15 protein-coding genes are annotated in these 14,515 nt (G+C 46.6%); 10 read left to right on the top strand and 5 right to left on the bottom strand.

Annotation, left to right across the window (positions count from 1 at the left end):
* Nucleotides 1–12 precede the first annotated feature (12 nt).
* The 4 genes from pgsC to M1D59_RS19500 all read left to right on the top strand — a co-directional run bounded on the left by pgsC (nt 13) and on the right by M1D59_RS19500 (nt 3,504).
* Nucleotides 13–462: a poly-gamma-glutamate biosynthesis protein PgsC gene (pgsC, locus tag M1D59_RS19515; RefSeq protein ID WP_003185831.1), complete on the top strand. Its 450-nt coding sequence runs from the start codon at nt 13–15 to the stop codon at nt 460–462.
* A 19-nt stretch (nt 463–481) separates the two neighbouring features.
* Nucleotides 482–1,651: a CapA family protein gene (locus M1D59_RS19510; RefSeq protein WP_231005532.1), complete on the top strand. Its 1,170-nt coding sequence runs from the start codon at nt 482–484 to the stop codon at nt 1,649–1,651.
* Entirely contained in the window at nt 1,648–1,815 is a 168-nt protein-coding gene (locus M1D59_RS19505) for a hypothetical protein (RefSeq protein WP_023857159.1), read from the top strand. Before M1D59_RS19510 ends, M1D59_RS19505 begins: the two co-directional genes overlap by 4 nt.
* A 444-nt stretch (nt 1,816–2,259) precedes the next feature.
* A complete protein-coding gene (locus M1D59_RS19500; RefSeq protein ID WP_075212727.1) occupies nt 2,260–3,504 on the top strand; it encodes a C40 family peptidase in 1,245 nt (414 codons plus the stop codon).
* A gap of 38 nt (nt 3,505–3,542) precedes the next feature.
* On the opposite strand, the gene M1D59_RS19495 is transcribed toward M1D59_RS19500, so the two are convergent.
* Both M1D59_RS19495 and M1D59_RS19490 read right to left on the bottom strand, forming a co-directional pair.
* The gene (locus tag M1D59_RS19495; protein ID WP_458117621.1) at nt 3,543–4,403 is read right to left on the bottom strand and encodes a Cof-type HAD-IIB family hydrolase; all 861 of its coding nucleotides are present in this window, start codon (nt 4,401–4,403) and stop codon (nt 3,543–3,545) included.
* A 188-nt stretch (nt 4,404–4,591) separates the two neighbouring features.
* Nucleotides 4,592–5,548, bottom strand: a complete 957-nt coding sequence (locus M1D59_RS19490) for an LCP family protein (RefSeq protein WP_020453167.1) — start codon at nt 5,546–5,548, stop codon at nt 4,592–4,594.
* A gap of 298 nt (nt 5,549–5,846) precedes the next feature.
* Between M1D59_RS19490 and M1D59_RS19485 the strand changes: the two genes are divergently transcribed.
* Nucleotides 5,847–7,220 (top strand): sugar porter family MFS transporter, encoded by a 1,374-nt coding sequence (locus M1D59_RS19485; protein WP_458117620.1) that lies wholly within the window; start codon nt 5,847–5,849, stop codon nt 7,218–7,220.
* Between the two features lie 56 nt (nt 7,221–7,276).
* Here the strand turns inward: M1D59_RS19485 and M1D59_RS19480 are convergent, their stop codons facing one another.
* Nucleotides 7,277–7,414 carry a hypothetical protein gene (locus M1D59_RS19480; RefSeq protein ID WP_023857161.1) on the bottom strand — a complete coding sequence of 46 codons (138 nt, stop codon included), beginning with the start codon at nt 7,412–7,414 and terminating at the stop codon, nt 7,277–7,279.
* Nucleotides 7,415–7,555: 141 nt separating this feature from the next.
* Here M1D59_RS19480 and M1D59_RS19475 point away from each other — a divergent pair, with 141 nt between their 5' ends.
* The gene (locus tag M1D59_RS19475) at nt 7,556–8,689 is read left to right on the top strand and encodes a zinc-dependent alcohol dehydrogenase (RefSeq protein ID WP_458117619.1); all 1,134 of its coding nucleotides are present in this window, start codon (nt 7,556–7,558) and stop codon (nt 8,687–8,689) included.
* Between the two features lie 43 nt (nt 8,690–8,732).
* Here M1D59_RS19475 and kduD read toward each other — a convergent pair whose 3' ends face one another.
* Together kduD and kduI are read right to left on the bottom strand one after the other, a co-directional pair.
* On the bottom strand, nt 8,733–9,497 hold the full coding sequence (gene kduD, locus M1D59_RS19470; RefSeq protein ID WP_458117618.1) for a 2-dehydro-3-deoxy-D-gluconate 5-dehydrogenase KduD: 765 nt from the start codon (nt 9,495–9,497) through the stop codon (nt 8,733–8,735).
* 15 nt (nt 9,498–9,512) lie between these two features.
* Nucleotides 9,513–10,340, bottom strand: a complete 828-nt coding sequence (gene kduI / locus M1D59_RS19465; RefSeq protein ID WP_458117617.1) for a 5-dehydro-4-deoxy-D-glucuronate isomerase — start codon at nt 10,338–10,340, stop codon at nt 9,513–9,515.
* Nucleotides 10,341–10,595: 255 nt separating this feature from the next.
* On the opposite strand from kduI, the gene M1D59_RS19460 reads away from it, so the two are divergent.
* From M1D59_RS19460 to kdgT, 4 genes are all read left to right on the top strand, one after another.
* Nucleotides 10,596–11,612: a LacI family DNA-binding transcriptional regulator gene (locus M1D59_RS19460; protein WP_458117616.1), complete on the top strand. Its 1,017-nt coding sequence runs from the start codon at nt 10,596–10,598 to the stop codon at nt 11,610–11,612.
* Between the two features lie 103 nt (nt 11,613–11,715).
* Nucleotides 11,716–12,681, top strand: coding sequence for a sugar kinase (locus M1D59_RS19455; RefSeq protein WP_023857165.1), 966 nt, complete (start codon nt 11,716–11,718; stop codon nt 12,679–12,681).
* 5 nt (nt 12,682–12,686) lie between these two features.
* On the top strand, nt 12,687–13,301 hold the full coding sequence (locus tag M1D59_RS19450; protein WP_020453160.1) for a bifunctional 4-hydroxy-2-oxoglutarate aldolase/2-dehydro-3-deoxy-phosphogluconate aldolase: 615 nt from the start codon (nt 12,687–12,689) through the stop codon (nt 13,299–13,301).
* A gap of 85 nt (nt 13,302–13,386) precedes the next feature.
* Nucleotides 13,387–14,382, top strand: a complete 996-nt coding sequence (kdgT, locus tag M1D59_RS19445) for a 2-keto-3-deoxygluconate transporter (protein ID WP_023857166.1) — start codon at nt 13,387–13,389, stop codon at nt 14,380–14,382.
* Nucleotides 14,383–14,515 lie beyond the last annotated feature (133 nt).

Here is a 14,515-nt window from a genome sequence, read left to right as displayed (position 1 = left end):
GAAGAAAACACAATGTTTGGATCAGATTTATATATCGCCCTCATTTTAGGAGTCTTACTCAGTTTGATTTTTGCAGAGAAAACGGGAATTGTACCAGCCGGCCTCGTCGTACCGGGTTATTTGGGACTTGTGTTCAATCAGCCGATTTTCATGTTACTCGTTCTTTTTGTCAGTTTGCTGACGTATGTCATCGTGAAATTCGGACTTTCCAAAATTATGATTCTATACGGACGCAGAAAATTCGCAGCGATGTTGATAACGGGAATTCTTTTGAAAATCGGTTTTGATTTTATATATCCGGTGATGCCGTTTGAGATTGCCGAATTCAGGGGAATCGGAATTATTGTGCCGGGGCTGATCGCGAATACCATTCAAAGACAGGGATTAACGATTACGCTTGGAAGTACGCTTTTATTGAGCGGAGCAACATTCGTCATTATGTATGCTTACTATCTAATCTAAAGTTAGGTGTGTCAAATCGATGAAAAAACAACTGAACTTTCAGGAAAAACTGCTGAAGCTGACGAAGCAGGAGAAAAAGAAAACAAACAAGCACGTCTTTATCGTATTGCCCGTTATTTTCTGTTTAATGTTTGTCTTTACTTGGGTCGGAAGCGCCAAAACTCCTTCGCAAATGGACAAAAAAGAAGATGCCAAGCTTACAGCTACTTTTGTGGGCGATATCATGATGGGAAGAAACGTAGAAAAAGTGACAAACTTGCACGGTTCGGAAAGTGTCTTCAAAAATGTGAAGCCATACTTTAATGTGTCAGATTTTATCACAGGAAACTTTGAAAACCCTGTAACAAATGCAAAGGACTATCAAGAGGCAGAAAAGAACATCCATCTGCAAACGAATCAAGAATCAGTCGAAACTTTGAAAAAGCTGAACTTCAGCGTACTGAACTTTGCCAACAACCATGCGATGGACTACGGGGAAGACGGTTTGAAGGATACGCTGAATAAATTCTCAAATGAGGACTTGGAGCTTGTCGGAGCAGGGAATAATCTCAAAGACGCGAAACAGCACGTATCCTATCAGGATGTGAACGGTATTAAAATCGCAACGCTCGGTTTTACAGACGTCTACACGAAGAACTTTACAGCCAAAAAGAACAGAGGCGGAGTGCTGCCGCTCAGCCCGAAAATCTTTATTCCAATGATCGCGGAAGCATCCAAAAAGGCGGATCTTGTCCTTGTTCATGTGCACTGGGGACAAGAATATGACAATGAGCCGAACGACAGACAGAAGGATCTGGCCAAAGCGATTGCGGATGCCGGAGCAGATGTCATCATCGGTGCTCACCCCCATGTTCTCGAACCGATTGAAGTGTATAACGGCACTGTGATTTTCTACAGCCTCGGTAACTTTGTGTTTGATCAGGGCTGGTCAAGAACACGGGACAGCGCACTTGTACAATACCATTTAATGAATGACGGCAAAGGGCGCTTTGAGGTAACACCTCTCAACATTCGTGAAGCAACGCCGACGCCTTTAGGCAAAAGCGATTTCTTAAAACGAAAAGCGATCTTCCGTCAATTGACAAAAGGAACAAACCTTGACTGGAAAGAAGAGAACGGAAAATTGACGTTTGAAGTCGATCATGCGGACAAACTGAAAAATAACAAAAACGGAGTGGTGAACAAATGAAATTTGTCAGAGCCATTTGGCCGTTCGTAGGTTTAGTGTTGATCATTGCATTCATGTCTGCTTTCAAGTATTCTGATGAATTGTCAAACGATGAAAAAGCTAAAATCTCAACGGAAATCCAAAAAGTGAATCAGCAGGATCAAACAACGGAAAACCAACAATAACAGTGCAGAAAAGAGAGTGCCGCCGGCACTCTCTTTTTGCGTGTGCTGATTCCGGTTATAAAAGACCTGTGAAAAGCGGCTGGGAAACACGACAATTTTCTTAACCGGTCAGTGTATAAAGTTTTATAGAAAATCAGGAGAATATATACATGGTTTTGGGGTTCGTGTTTATTGTATTCTTTTGAAGGGAATAAAAACTGACAAATTTCGACTAAGCTTCAAACATGCATCACCTGACCAATTCGGAATGGGAACTGCAACTCATGTTCATGACCTCTTTAGAATATTTCCCTTCATCCATTTAATCCGCGCTTAGGTGAAAAAGCTGATCATGCTGTGCTGCGCGTTTCTTCTCGTATGACGCTGCTGTACACGCAAAAAAAGTCCTTTAAATATCCCAATTGAATGACGATGAAAGAGGAAAGAAGAGGAGGAACAGAACAATTGATAAAAAAAGCGGCAAACAAAAAGTTGGTTTTGTTTTGTGGAATTGCGGTGTTTTTGATGTCTTTATTTTTAACGAATCACAATGACGTATACGCCGATACGATCGGCGAGAAAATAGCAGAAACCGCCAGACATCTTGAGGGTGCGAAATACAGCTACGGCGGAGAGAAGCCGAAAACGGGGTTTGACTCGTCAGGCTTTGTACAATATGTGTTTCAATCGCTCGATATTACGCTCCCGAGAACGGTAAAGGAGCAATCGACCCTTGGAAGCAGCGTCAGCCGTCAGCAGCTCGAAAAGGGGGATCTTGTCTTTTTCAAGAATGCCGAGCTGGAATCGGACGGACCGACTCATGTCGCCATCTACATGGGAAATGATCAAATCATCCACAGCACAAAATCAAACGGAGTTGTCGTGACAAAGCTTGAAGGCAGTTCTTACTGGAGCTCGGGGTATCTTAAAGCGAAAAGGATCACAAAAGAGCCTAAGATTTCTATGGACCCGGTCGTTCAAAAAGCGAAGAGCTATGTCGGTGTTCCATATGTATTTGGAGGAAACTCTCCGGATCTCGGGTTTGACTGTTCAGGACTGACCCAATACGTTTTCAGAGAGGTGCTCGGTGTTTATTTGCCAAGATCGGCGGAACAGCAATGGGCGGTCGGTCAAAAGGTGAAGCTTGAAGATATCCGGCCGGGTGATGTTTTGTTTTTCAGCAATACGTACAAACCGGGAATATCCCATAACGCCATCTATGCCGGGGGCGGCCGGTTTATCCATGCGAGCCGTTCAAATAAAGTGACGATCTCTTACTTGTCGGCTTCCTACTGGCAGAAGAAGTTCACAGGAGTCAGACGTTTTGACAACATGTCCCTGCCGAAAAATCCGATTGTATCTGAAGCGATCAGGCATATCGGCGAAGTCGGTTATCAAAAAGGCGGCACATCGCCTAAAGAAGGCTTTGATACGGCGGGTTTTATCCAATATGTCTATAAAACGGCGGCAGGAGTGGAACTTCCGCGGTACGCTGATAAACAATACAGTACAGGTAAGAAAATCACAAAAAAGGAGCTGGAGCCTGGAGACATCGTGTTCTTTAAAGGAACCACTGTTCTGAATCCCGCCATCTATATCGGAAATGGCCAGGTCGTTCTTGTCACCTTGTCTGCCGGTGTGACGACAGCAGATATGGAGACGAGCGCCTATTGGAAAGAGAAATACGCCGGAAGCGTCAGAATTAAGTAGCAGAAAACCGCTCGAGTCATCTTCGAGCGGTTTTCTAATTATTGATATTCATTTTCCAGCAGTTTATTAATGAAATAAGCGACGCCGTTTTCGTCATTGCTTTTCGTGATAAACGTGCTGATATGCTTCAGCTCATCGATTGCATTGCCCATCGCGATCCGATGGCCGGCTTCCTCAAACATTGACAGGTCGTTCGGGCTGTCGCCGATCGCGTAGATGTCTTTTTTCTCGATTCCATAGTGACGGGCCAGCTCTTTTAAAGCGCGGCCTTTGCCGGATTCATCAGGCAGAATCTCGATGATATGTCTTCCGGAAGATGTGAGTCCCAATTTTGGAAAGGCTGAAAGGTCTTCTTTTGCTTTTTTCAGTTTTTCCATATCAAATGAGAAGCACAACAGCTTATAAATATGTTCGTCTCCGTTAAAAACCTCGCGAATGTCGGGGACCGGTTTGATGCCGAATTGTTTAAACTGAGTCAGTGCGCCCTGCCAAAGCGTATCCCTGTCTTCATCAGGGTTGGCGCTTGTGACGATATCGAGCTCTGCTTCAAGCTTCTGCTCTCCGTCATAAGGAGAAAGCAGCGCATCGTCCGTATAAACCTCAAAATAGATTTGATGATCTGTTAAGTATTGGGCGGCCTTTTTTCCGGCGTCCTTGTCCATTAACGTTCTGCTTAGGAGTTTATAGTTGAAATCGTGAACCGTTCCCCCGTTTGCGGCGATAATCGGAATATCCAAATCGTTCAGAAGCGCTTTGACGTCAAATGTGGCCCGTCCCGTGCAAATGGTTACGATGCAGTCTGAGATGAGCGCCTTTTTGATAGCGGCCCGGTTTTCTGCGGATATTTGGCTTTCGGTATTTAAAAGAGTCCCGTCTAAATCGATCGCAATTAACCTCATTATGTAAAGATAACCTCCTGTAAGAGCAGTTTGCCGTTTTTCGGGAGGCGAAAAACAGCTCTCTTCGGCAGTATTCCCTAAAAGGACATGTTATGTAAAAGGCTAAACCTAAATTTAGATTTTTTCAATAGTAAATCTTGAGTTTCATTAAAGAGAAAAAGGATGAATCATCTTCATCCTTTTTCTAATTATACATCCAGCTGCTGTTTTAATTCCTGCTTGATTTCGTTGAGATTTTCCTGGTCAAGCTGGAAATAGTAGACTTTGCCCGGTTGATAATCGCTCCCTTTCAATTGAAGGGTATCGATCGTTTGAATGGACGTCATAAACGGGATCAGCCCGATTGCATCATTCAGCGACAAGTTCATTGATACGTTCTTTCCGACTGTATCAAGGATATCGTCGTAAGCCGGAATGGCAGTAAGCGATTTGGATTTGTTGATAATCGATTTGATGACTTCCATCTGGCGATCGCCGCGCTTCAAATCCGTATCGGCTTTTCTCGTTCTTACATAAGCAAGGGCCTCTTCTCCGTTTAGCGTTTGCTCACCTGTTTGGAGATTGACTTTGCCTTTCGTATCCTTTTTAATCTGCCGGACAATATAGTCTTCTTTGATTGTGATCGGTACACCGCCGAGCTCGTCAACTACTTCTTTGAAAGCTGAAAAATTGGCTTCCATGACGTAATCAACCGGAATGTCGAGCAGGTTTTCGACGGTTTCTGTACTGAGGTCGCGTCCGCCTAATGAGTGGGCATGCGTGATTTTATCAAAGCCGCGTCCAGGGATGTTAACATAGGAATCCCGCGGGATGCTTAATAGTTTCACTGATTTGTTTTTTCTGTTGAACGTGGCGAGAACCATCGCATCGCTTCGTTCTTTGTCCATGCTTTGTCCGGGACGGGCGTCAATCCCCATCAACAGGATGGAGAAGTTATCTTTTTTAGGATTGAACTCTTTAATCCGCTTGACGGACTGTTCTCCTCTGGAAAGGGTGACTTGCGCATCTTTGGAGGCGTTCGCCACTTTGTAGTACGCATAGCCGCCTGCGGCTGCTGTCGCCGTCAGGATTAAAGCAATGAAAAACAATGAGTATTTCACCCATTTTCTTAGTCTCTTTTTCTTCGTTCGTTGCGATCGTAGCATGTATAAGCTCCTCTTTTATTTATATTAAAACGTACAATTGTTGAATAAGTCTAAATTTTGATAAAAAAATGGTTTTCCAATCTTGGATTTTACAAGATATTTGCTGTTTTGCATATGGGAATTCTCTGGAAATTCCGCGGGATCTGATCATTTTGCCGCCTTAAATAAGACGATGAAACAGATAAAATGTTTCATATTTTTAAATTCCTTTTAATGGTACTCCATGTTTCTTAGGTTTGAAGAAAGCGAGACAAGGTTAAAGATTATAAAAGACAAGCCTTGTTAGGAGGATATACTGATGAAGGGAAAAAGATCGAATGCCTGGCTTTATTTTTTTGGAGCCTTGGGCGGTGTGCTCTACGGTTATGATACGGGCGTCATTTCCGGGGCGATTTTATTTATGAAAGATGAGCTTGGGCTCAATGCCTTTACAGAAGGGCTGGTTGTCAGCGCAATTTTAATCGGGGCGATTTTCGGATCGGGTTTGTCCGGCAGGCTGACAGACCGCTTCGGGAGAAGAAGGGCGATTATGTCAGCGGCAGTGCTGTATTGCATTGGGGGGCTCGGAACGGCCCTGGCGCCAAGCACGGAATATATGGTGGTTTTCAGGATCGTGCTCGGCCTTGCGGTTGGCTGTTCAACGACCATTGTTCCTTTGTACCTTTCAGAGCTTGCGCCGAAGGAATCTAGGGGCGCGCTTTCTTCATTAAATCAGCTGATGATTACGATCGGGATTCTGGTCTCTTATTTGATCAATTATGCATTTAGTGATGCAGGTGCATGGCGCTGGATGCTGGGCTTGGCTCTTATTCCGTCAATCGGCCTTTTAATCGGTATCTTTTTCATGCCGGAAAGCCCACGCTGGCTCTTAACAAAAGGAAAAGAAGAGAAAGCGCGACGGGTTTTGTCCAAGATGAGGGGAGGAAAGCAGGTCGATCAGGAAATCAAAGAAATTAAGGAAGCGGAAAAGCAGGAGCAGGGGGGCTTGAAAGAGCTGCTGGAACCGTGGGTGCGCCCGGCGTTAATCGCAGGGGTCGGACTGGCGTTTCTCCAGCAATTTATCGGAACCAACACAATTATTTACTATGCCCCAAAAACGTTTACGAATGTCGGATTTGAAGATTCGGCGGCCATTTTGGGGACAGTCGGCATCGGTATGATCAATGTTCTGATGACGCTTGTGGCGATCCGCTTTATTGACAGGATTGGCCGGAAGCCGCTTTTATTATTTGGAAATGCCGGCATGGTCATCAGTTTAATCGTGCTTTCTTTCACCAATATCTTTTTTGGCAATACGACTGGTGCGGCATGGATGACTGTCATCTGTTTAGGTGTATTCATTGTCGTATTTGCCGTCAGCTGGGGACCGATCGTCTGGGTGGTGCTGCCTGAGCTGTTCCCCCTTCATGTCAGAGGGGTGGGAACCGGAGTATCGACTTTAATGCTTCATGCAGGGAACTTAATTGTGACATTAAGTTTTCCGGTCCTCATGGAAGCGATGGGCATCAGTTACCTGTTCCTGTGCTATGCGGCCATCGGAATCGCGGCCTTCCTGTTCGTTTTCTTTAAAGTAACAGAAACAAAAGGCAAAAGCCTTGAAGAAATCGAGCAGGATTTACGGGACAGGCACGGCGGAATCACGGGAACTGACACGCAGCCGGTTGAACGATAGGCAAAAGGATGGGCATGGCCCCATCCTTTTTTGTGTGAGGAGGCCAGCCAAGCCAATCATGGCTGATCTCTGTTTTCTCCGTCTTCTGGCTGCGAATCGTCATGGCGCGGCAGATTACCCGTTCTGATCGCCCGAAACACGAGAAAGAAAATAACGAAAACAACCAGCCCTCCGACTAGTATTTGCAGCAGCATCCCAACACCTCCGTTTTCTTCTATGTATGAATCATGACCGCTCTGCATGACGGTTAATGAAACGTTTGTTTAAAAAACTGAATAAGAACCCGGGTTTATCTCACACTAAAGTCAACTGAACGATAATGGGAGTGTGACGATTTGAAAGCTGTAACGTTTCAAGGGCCTCAGCATGTTAAAGTCAGCCAGGTGGAGGACGCCAAAATAGAAAGAAGCGATGATATCGTTGTCAGAATTACTTCTACGGCGATTTGCGGATCAGACCTCCATCTTTATCAAGGGAATTTTCCTCTTCCGAAAGGCTTCCAGCTCGGCCATGAACCGATGGGAATTGTAGAAGAAACAGGACCTGATGTAACAAAAGTGAAAAAAGGGGACCGGGTCGTCATCCCGTTTACCGTTGCATGCGGACATTGCTTTTATTGCGAAAACAAGCTGGAAAGCCAGTGTGATAATGCCAATCCCCATTATGATTCAGGCGGATATTTCGGCTACTCGGAAAAGTTCGGAAACCACCCTGGCGGACAGGCCGAATATTTAAAAGTGCCGTTTGGCAACTTCACGCCGTTTGTCATCCCTGAATCATGCGAGATGGAGGACGAGTCGCTCCTGTTTTTATCAGATGTCCTGCCAACCGCGTATTGGAGCGTGCTTCACGCTGGCGTTAAAAAGGGAGACACCGTCATTGTTCTCGGCTGCGGACCGGTCGGATTAATGGCGCAGAAGTTTGCCTGGATGGAAGGGGCGAAGCGGGTCATTGCAGTAGACTACTTGGACTACCGCCTAAGGCAGGCTGGAGCGTTAAACCGCGTCGAAGTATTTGACTTTACAAAATATCCTGACATGGGCGAGCATTTAAAGGAGATTACAAAAGGCGGGGCGGATGTCGTGATCGACTGCGTGGGGATGGACGGCAAAAAATCTCCGCTTGAGTACCTGGAGCAAAAACTGAAGCTTCAGGGCGGCACGCTCGGACCGATTCAAATTTCTACAAAGGCGGTCAGAAAGTGCGGGACCCTACAGATTACAGGGGTATATGGAAGCAATTATAATATGTTTCCGCTCGGCGCGTTCTTTTCCAGAAATGTTACACTAAAAATGGGGCAGGCCCCGGTTATCCATTTGATGCCTGAGATTTACAAGAAGATTGAAGAGAATCAATTTGATCCGAAGGAAATCATTACGCATCAGCTTCCGCTTGAAGAAGCCGGCCGCGCTTACCAATTATTCAACGGCCATGAAGATGATTGCATTAAAGTGATTTTGAAGCCATAGCTATGATAAAGGCTGCCGAGCTACCGGCAGCCTTTTCGGCGCATTATCTTGCCAGCCATCCGCCATCGACCGCCAGCACATGTCCATTCACATAATCGGATGCCGGCGCCGAAAGGAATACGGCGGCTCCGGCAATGTCATCCGGCTGACCCCAGCGCTCGGCCGGAATCCGTTTTAAGATTTCGGCATTGCGGTTTTGGTCCTCGCGGATCTGCTTTGTATTGTTCGTTGTGATATAGCCCGGCGCAATTGCATTGACCTGGACATTGTACGCCGCCCATTCATTGGCAAAAGACTTCGTCAATCCGGCTACTGCATGCTTGCTTGCCGTATATGCAGGGACGAGAATGCCTCCTTGAAATGAAAGAAGCGAGGCAATATTGATGATTTTCCCCTGCTTTCGCTCAATCATCTGCCGGCCGACAGCCTGCGTCAGCAAAAATAAGCTGTTCAAATTGACATTGATCACCGCTTCCCAGTTCTCCCGGGAAAAATCAGCCGCTTTTTCTCTGCGGATCGTCCCGGCATTATTGACGAGAATATCAATCTGATGACGGTCAAGCACCTCTTTTGCAAAGGTTTCAACCTCGTCAAGGCTGCCCATATCAAGCTGATAAGACGTAAACGTTCTATCGGTTTCTTCGATCAGCCGCTTTGTTTCATCAAGCCCGCTCGTATGTGAAGTGCCGATGATATCCGCTCCCGCTTTTGCCAGCGCTTCGGCAATTCCTTTGCCGATTCCAGTTCCCGGGCCTGTGACAAGCGCGGTTTTGCCTTCAAGTGAAAAATACGATTCAAGATATCCCATCTCACGTTCACGCCCTTACCGTATGACATTCATCGGGACAGCATCCATGTCCTTAAATGTGTAGTTTTCTCCGGCCATCGCCCATATAAAGCAGTAGTTGGATGTGCCGGAGCCCGAGTGGACAGACCACGCGGGTGAAATGACTGCCTGTTCGTTGCCGACGACGAGATGCCTTGTCTCCGTCGGTTCGCCCATGAAATGAAACACCTTTGCATCTTCAGCAAGGTCAAGATACAGATAAGCTTCCATCCGCCGGTCATGAACATGCGCCGGCATCGTGTTCCATGTGTTATTGGGTTCCAGAAATGTAATGCCCATCATCAGCTGGCAGCTTTGAATGCCGTCTGCATGAATCACTTTGTATAGATTGCGGACATTTGAAGAGGCTTCTTCTCCTAAATGATCGTATGGAAGCTCTGAAAGCGAAGCTTTTTGCACCGGATACTTTTGGTGTGCGGTCGCTGAGATGAAATAAAATTTGGCTCCGCCTTCATTCAAGCTTGAGAAAGAAACGTCTTTATTTCCCAGGCCGATATACAGAAAATCTTTGTGCTCCAGTACGTATTCTTCATCACCGACTTTGACCACACCGGGTTTCCCGACATTTACAATTCCGATTTCGCGCCGTTCCAGAAAATAGTCCGTTTTTAAAAAATCGCCGGCATTGAGCGCGATGGATTCCTTCACTGGAACGGCCCCGCCGATCACGACTCTGTCTTCATGCGAATAAACCATGTTCAGTTTGTTTTCAACAAACAATGACTCTATTAAAAAATGCTCGCGAAGCTCTGCGGTTGTGAATCGTTTCGCTTGTTCAGGATGAACAGAATAACGATTTTCCATACCTTCTCCTCCTTGAATTGGACGTTTTTAGACTGACTTGAATGAAGGGGCCAAAGTTTTTGGTAACGGTTTCAAACATGAATTGTAAAGTAAATAATGGAAATCGTCAACAGTCTTTTCACTTTTTTCTGAATATTGTCAAGGTCAATCTTGAAATATTAAAAAAGACTCTTCCAAATTTTAAATGATGTGATATGCTGATGGTATAAAGTTTTTGAAATCGGTTTCAAATCATAAGGTCATAGGAGTACTTGAATGAGGGATAAGCAAACAGCGAAAGTAACCATCAACGAAGTAGCCGCACATGCAGGTGTATCAAAATCAACGGTTTCCCGTTATATCAACGGGAAGATTGATGCCATCTCACCGAAAAAGGTGAAAAGCATCAAAAAAGCGATCGAGGAGCTTAATTACCGCCCCAGTCAGATGGCACAGGGGCTGAAGGTGAAAAAAAGCAAGGTTATCGGATTTTTGGTCGCCGATATTACAAACCCGTTTTCAGTCGCCACCTTGAGAGGGGTGGAAGAGGTTTGCGATCAGTACGGGTACAGCATCATGGTCTGCAACACGGACAACAGTCCTGAAAAAGAATGGGAGATGCTGCACAAGCTGAACGCGCATTACATTGAAGGGCTGATTATTAATACGACGGGAAGAAATAACGATGTGCTCATGGATTTAATCAGCCAGGATGTGTCGATTGTGCTCGTTGACCGGAAAGTGCCCGGGCTCAAAATCGATGCAGTTACAACGAACAACCGCGAAGTGACAAGTCAAATCGTCAATCTCATGTATGACAAAGGCTATGCCCAGGTCGGTCTGTTTACCGAGCCGATTAAAGGGATCAGTCCAAGGGAGGAAAGGGTTTCCGCCTATACAGAAATCGCGCTTAAACGCAATGCCGGCGGCAATCCCCTTGTATATGAGGCAGATGTCAAAGACAAAGAATCTCTTTTACATTCCGTCAAAAGCTTTTTAGAAATGAAAGAAGGGAAAAAAGCCATTCTTGGAAACAACGGGCTTCTGATGCTGAAAATCATCAGCTGCCTTTATGAGCTTGGCATTTCGATTCCGGAAGACGTCGGAATTGCCGGATTTGATGATACGGAATGGTATAAATTGATCGGTCCGGGCATTACCACCATCGCCCAGCCGTCGCATGAAATGGGCAGAGCCGCCATGGAGCGGATCATCAAACGGATTGAAGGAGATGAAAGTGCACCGCAGACGATTCAGCTTGAGGCAGAGCTTGTTCTCAGACAGTCGCTGTAGAACTCGTCAAATGGAGACACTCATACACCCGACAATTTAGGGGAGAGTGTTTTTCTGCAACTTTTTTTTGAAACCGGTACCATTTCGAAAGGAGAGTGAAATCATGTCGCTTGATGTGATGACATTCGGAGAATCGATGGCTATGTTTTACGCAAATGAAACAGGCGGACTGCATGAGGCTTCTTCGTTTTCCAAGGCTCTTGCCGGAGCGGAAACAAACGTTGCCGTCGGACTGTCGCGCCTGGGCTTTCGAGTCGGCTGGATGAGCAAGGTCGGCGCCGATTCGCTTGGAACTTTTATTTTAAATGAATTGAAAAAAGAAGGCGTCGACATCTCTGAAGTCAAACGCAGTGCAGACCGGCAGACAGGCATCCTGCTCAAGTCAAAGGTTGAAAGCGGGGACCCTGATGTCACGTATTACCGCAGAGGATCAGCCGCAAGCACGATGAGCATTGATGACTACCCGGCAGAGTATTTCAAAGAAGCCAAACATATGCATGTGACAGGCATACCTCCTGCCCTTTCAAGGGAAATGCGGGGCTTCGCCCGCCACGCCGTTCACCAGATGAAAAAAGATGGAAAGACGATTTCGTTTGACCCGAATCTCCGCTTCCAGCTTTGGCCGGACCAGCAGACAATGGTTCACACGATTCATGAGATCGCCGCGCAAGCAGACTGGTTTCTGCCTGGGATCAATGAAGGAAAACTCCTGACAGGCTGCAATTCTCCCGAGGATATCGCTAAATATTATGTGATGCAGGGGGTCAAGGTCATTGTCATCAAGCTTGGAAAAGAGGGGGCTTATTACCGGACACCGGACAAAGAGGGTTATGTGCCGGGTTATCAGGTGGAAAAGGTTGTTGATACCGTTGGCGCTGGTGACGGTTTTGCCGTCGGCATGATCAGCGGTCTATTAGACGGATTGCCGCTTGAAGAAGCAGTTCAGAGGGCAAATGCGATCGGAGCTCTGGCCGTCATGGCTCCGGGTGATATGGACGGCCTGCCGTCAAGGGATCAATTGAAAGCTTTTATGGCCGCAGAGGCAAACAACCAAAAAACAGGAGGTTGACCGTAATGGAAATGTCTATGATCGGAAAAGTGCAGGAGCAGCTGGCCGAGGCCGGGCTGATCGCGGTCGTCCGCGCAGGCGATAAGGAAGCTGCTGAGGAAAGCATTCACAGATTGATCGACAAAGGAATTACTGCGATTGAAATCACATATACGACGCCGGGAGCGTCTGAGCTGATTGAAAAATTTGCAGGAAAAGACGGCCTCCTTGTCGGAGCCGGAACGGTGGTTGAAAGCGAACAGGCGAGGGAAGCCGCGGCAGCGGGGGCAAAATTCATCGTCAGTCCGGGTTTTTCAGAAAAATTGGCTGAGGAAGCCGCCTCATTGCATACATTTTTTATTCCCGGCGTATTAACACCGAGCGAAATTATGGAAGCGGTCTCAAAGGGTTTTCGGGTTCTTAAGCTGTTTCCAGGGGGGACTTCCGGGATTCCTTACATGAAAAACCTCGCGGGCCCCTTTCCGAAGGTTCGTTTCATACCAACCGGGGGGATCCATCCGGGCGATGTGGAGAAATGGCTCGATGCCGGAGCATTGGCAGTTGGAGTGGGAAGCCAGCTGAACAAAGTGTCAGAAGCGGATATCCAGCGTATCTTTCAGCGTCGGATTCGGCAGAATTAAAGCGTGCGCAGCGTGAAAAGACTTCAGATTTTGCAAGATCGACAGCTTTGTTTTTTCATTAATTTCTAGAATGGGAGAAAAAATGATGAAAATTAAAGCAACGATTGAACGTGTGCCGGGCGGCATGATGATCATTCCGCTCTTTCTGGGCGCAACGCTGAATACGTTTGCTCCGGGAACCGCGGAGTTTTTCGGCGGATTTACAGGCGCCCTGATTACCGGAACGCTGCCGATTTTAGGAGTATTTATCTTTTGCGTTGGTGCAACAATAGATTTTCGTTCTTCAGGATATATTGCGAGGAAGGGACTGACACTTCTGATCGGCAAAGTCGGCATTGCCGCATTATTGGGTTTGATCGCAGCGCAGTTCATTCCAGATGAAGGCATTCAAAGCGGGTTTTTTGCCGGACTGTCAGTGCTTGCTATTGTAGCCGTTATGAATGAAACGAACGGCGGTCTGTATTTGGCGTTAATGAACCACATGGGAAGAAAGGAAGACGCCGGTGCTTTCGCCTTTATCAGCACGGAATCGGGCCCGTTTATGACGATGGTCACTTTCGGTGTGACAGGGCTCGCAGCATTTCCCTGGGAGACGCTGGCTGCAACCGTCATCCCGTTTTTACTCGGCTGTATTCTCGGAAACCTTGACCCTGAATTGCGCGATTTGTTCGGAAAAGTCGTACCGGCGATCATTCCGTTCTTCGCATTTTCACTGGGAAACACGCTCGATTTTAAAATGTTAATCCAATCCGGCTTTTTAGGTATTGTTGTCGGCGTATCAGTCGTCGTTCTCTCGGGTGCTTCTCTATACCTGCTGGACCGCTTTGTCGCAAGAGGAGACGGCGTTGCGGGCGTCGCGGCATCGTCAACGGCCGGGGCTGCGGTAGCCGTGCCGTATGCGCTTGCCGATGCAAACCCCGTGTTTGCGCCGGTGGCTGATTCAGCGACCGCGATCATCGCGACAAGCGTCATTGTCACCTCGCTTCTGACGCCGCTTGCAACCGTCTGGATCGAAAAACGGACAAAACAAAGAAAACCTCCGAAACAAATGACGATCGATTACAAGTCATTTCGCCGCTGACGCACCGGGACATTTTGTCCGGGGCGTTTTTTTATGACCGTTTTGAAATAACGTCACCAAATTGCTAAATTTAACGGGTATCATTTGTGCTAATATCAATATATAGTGTCCTGTGGAAGTTCGGACACTATAT

Source organism: Bacillus sp. PK6-026 (assembly GCF_054161455.1).
Note: the sequence above shows the minus strand (reverse complement) of the source record. Positions and strands in the feature narration are given on the sequence as shown.

Coding starts and splice junctions, on each gene's coding strand:
- pgsC (WP_003185831.1), top strand. CDS start 13: ATGTTTGGATCAGATTTATATATCGCCCTCATTTTAGGAGTCTTACTC.
- M1D59_RS19510 (WP_231005532.1), top strand. CDS start 482: ATGAAAAAACAACTGAACTTTCAGGAAAAACTGCTGAAGCTGACGAAG.
- M1D59_RS19505 (WP_023857159.1), top strand. CDS start 1,648: ATGAAATTTGTCAGAGCCATTTGGCCGTTCGTAGGTTTAGTGTTGATC.
- M1D59_RS19495 (WP_458117621.1), bottom strand. CDS start 4,403: ATGAGGTTAATTGCGATCGATTTAGACGGGACTCTTTTAAATACCGAA.
- M1D59_RS19490 (WP_020453167.1), bottom strand. CDS start 5,548: ATGCTACGATCGCAACGAACGAAGAAAAAGAGACTAAGAAAATGGGTG.
- M1D59_RS19485 (WP_458117620.1), top strand. CDS start 5,847: ATGAAGGGAAAAAGATCGAATGCCTGGCTTTATTTTTTTGGAGCCTTG.
- M1D59_RS19480 (WP_023857161.1), bottom strand. CDS start 7,414: ATGCTGCTGCAAATACTAGTCGGAGGGCTGGTTGTTTTCGTTATTTTC.
- kduD (WP_458117618.1), bottom strand. CDS start 9,497: ATGGGATATCTTGAATCGTATTTTTCACTTGAAGGCAAAACCGCGCTT.
- kduI (WP_458117617.1), bottom strand. CDS start 10,340: ATGGAAAATCGTTATTCTGTTCATCCTGAACAAGCGAAACGATTCACA.
- M1D59_RS19460 (WP_458117616.1), top strand. CDS start 10,596: ATGAGGGATAAGCAAACAGCGAAAGTAACCATCAACGAAGTAGCCGCA.
- M1D59_RS19455 (WP_023857165.1), top strand. CDS start 11,716: ATGTCGCTTGATGTGATGACATTCGGAGAATCGATGGCTATGTTTTAC.
- M1D59_RS19450 (WP_020453160.1), top strand. CDS start 12,687: ATGGAAATGTCTATGATCGGAAAAGTGCAGGAGCAGCTGGCCGAGGCC.
- kdgT (WP_023857166.1), top strand. CDS start 13,387: ATGAAAATTAAAGCAACGATTGAACGTGTGCCGGGCGGCATGATGATC.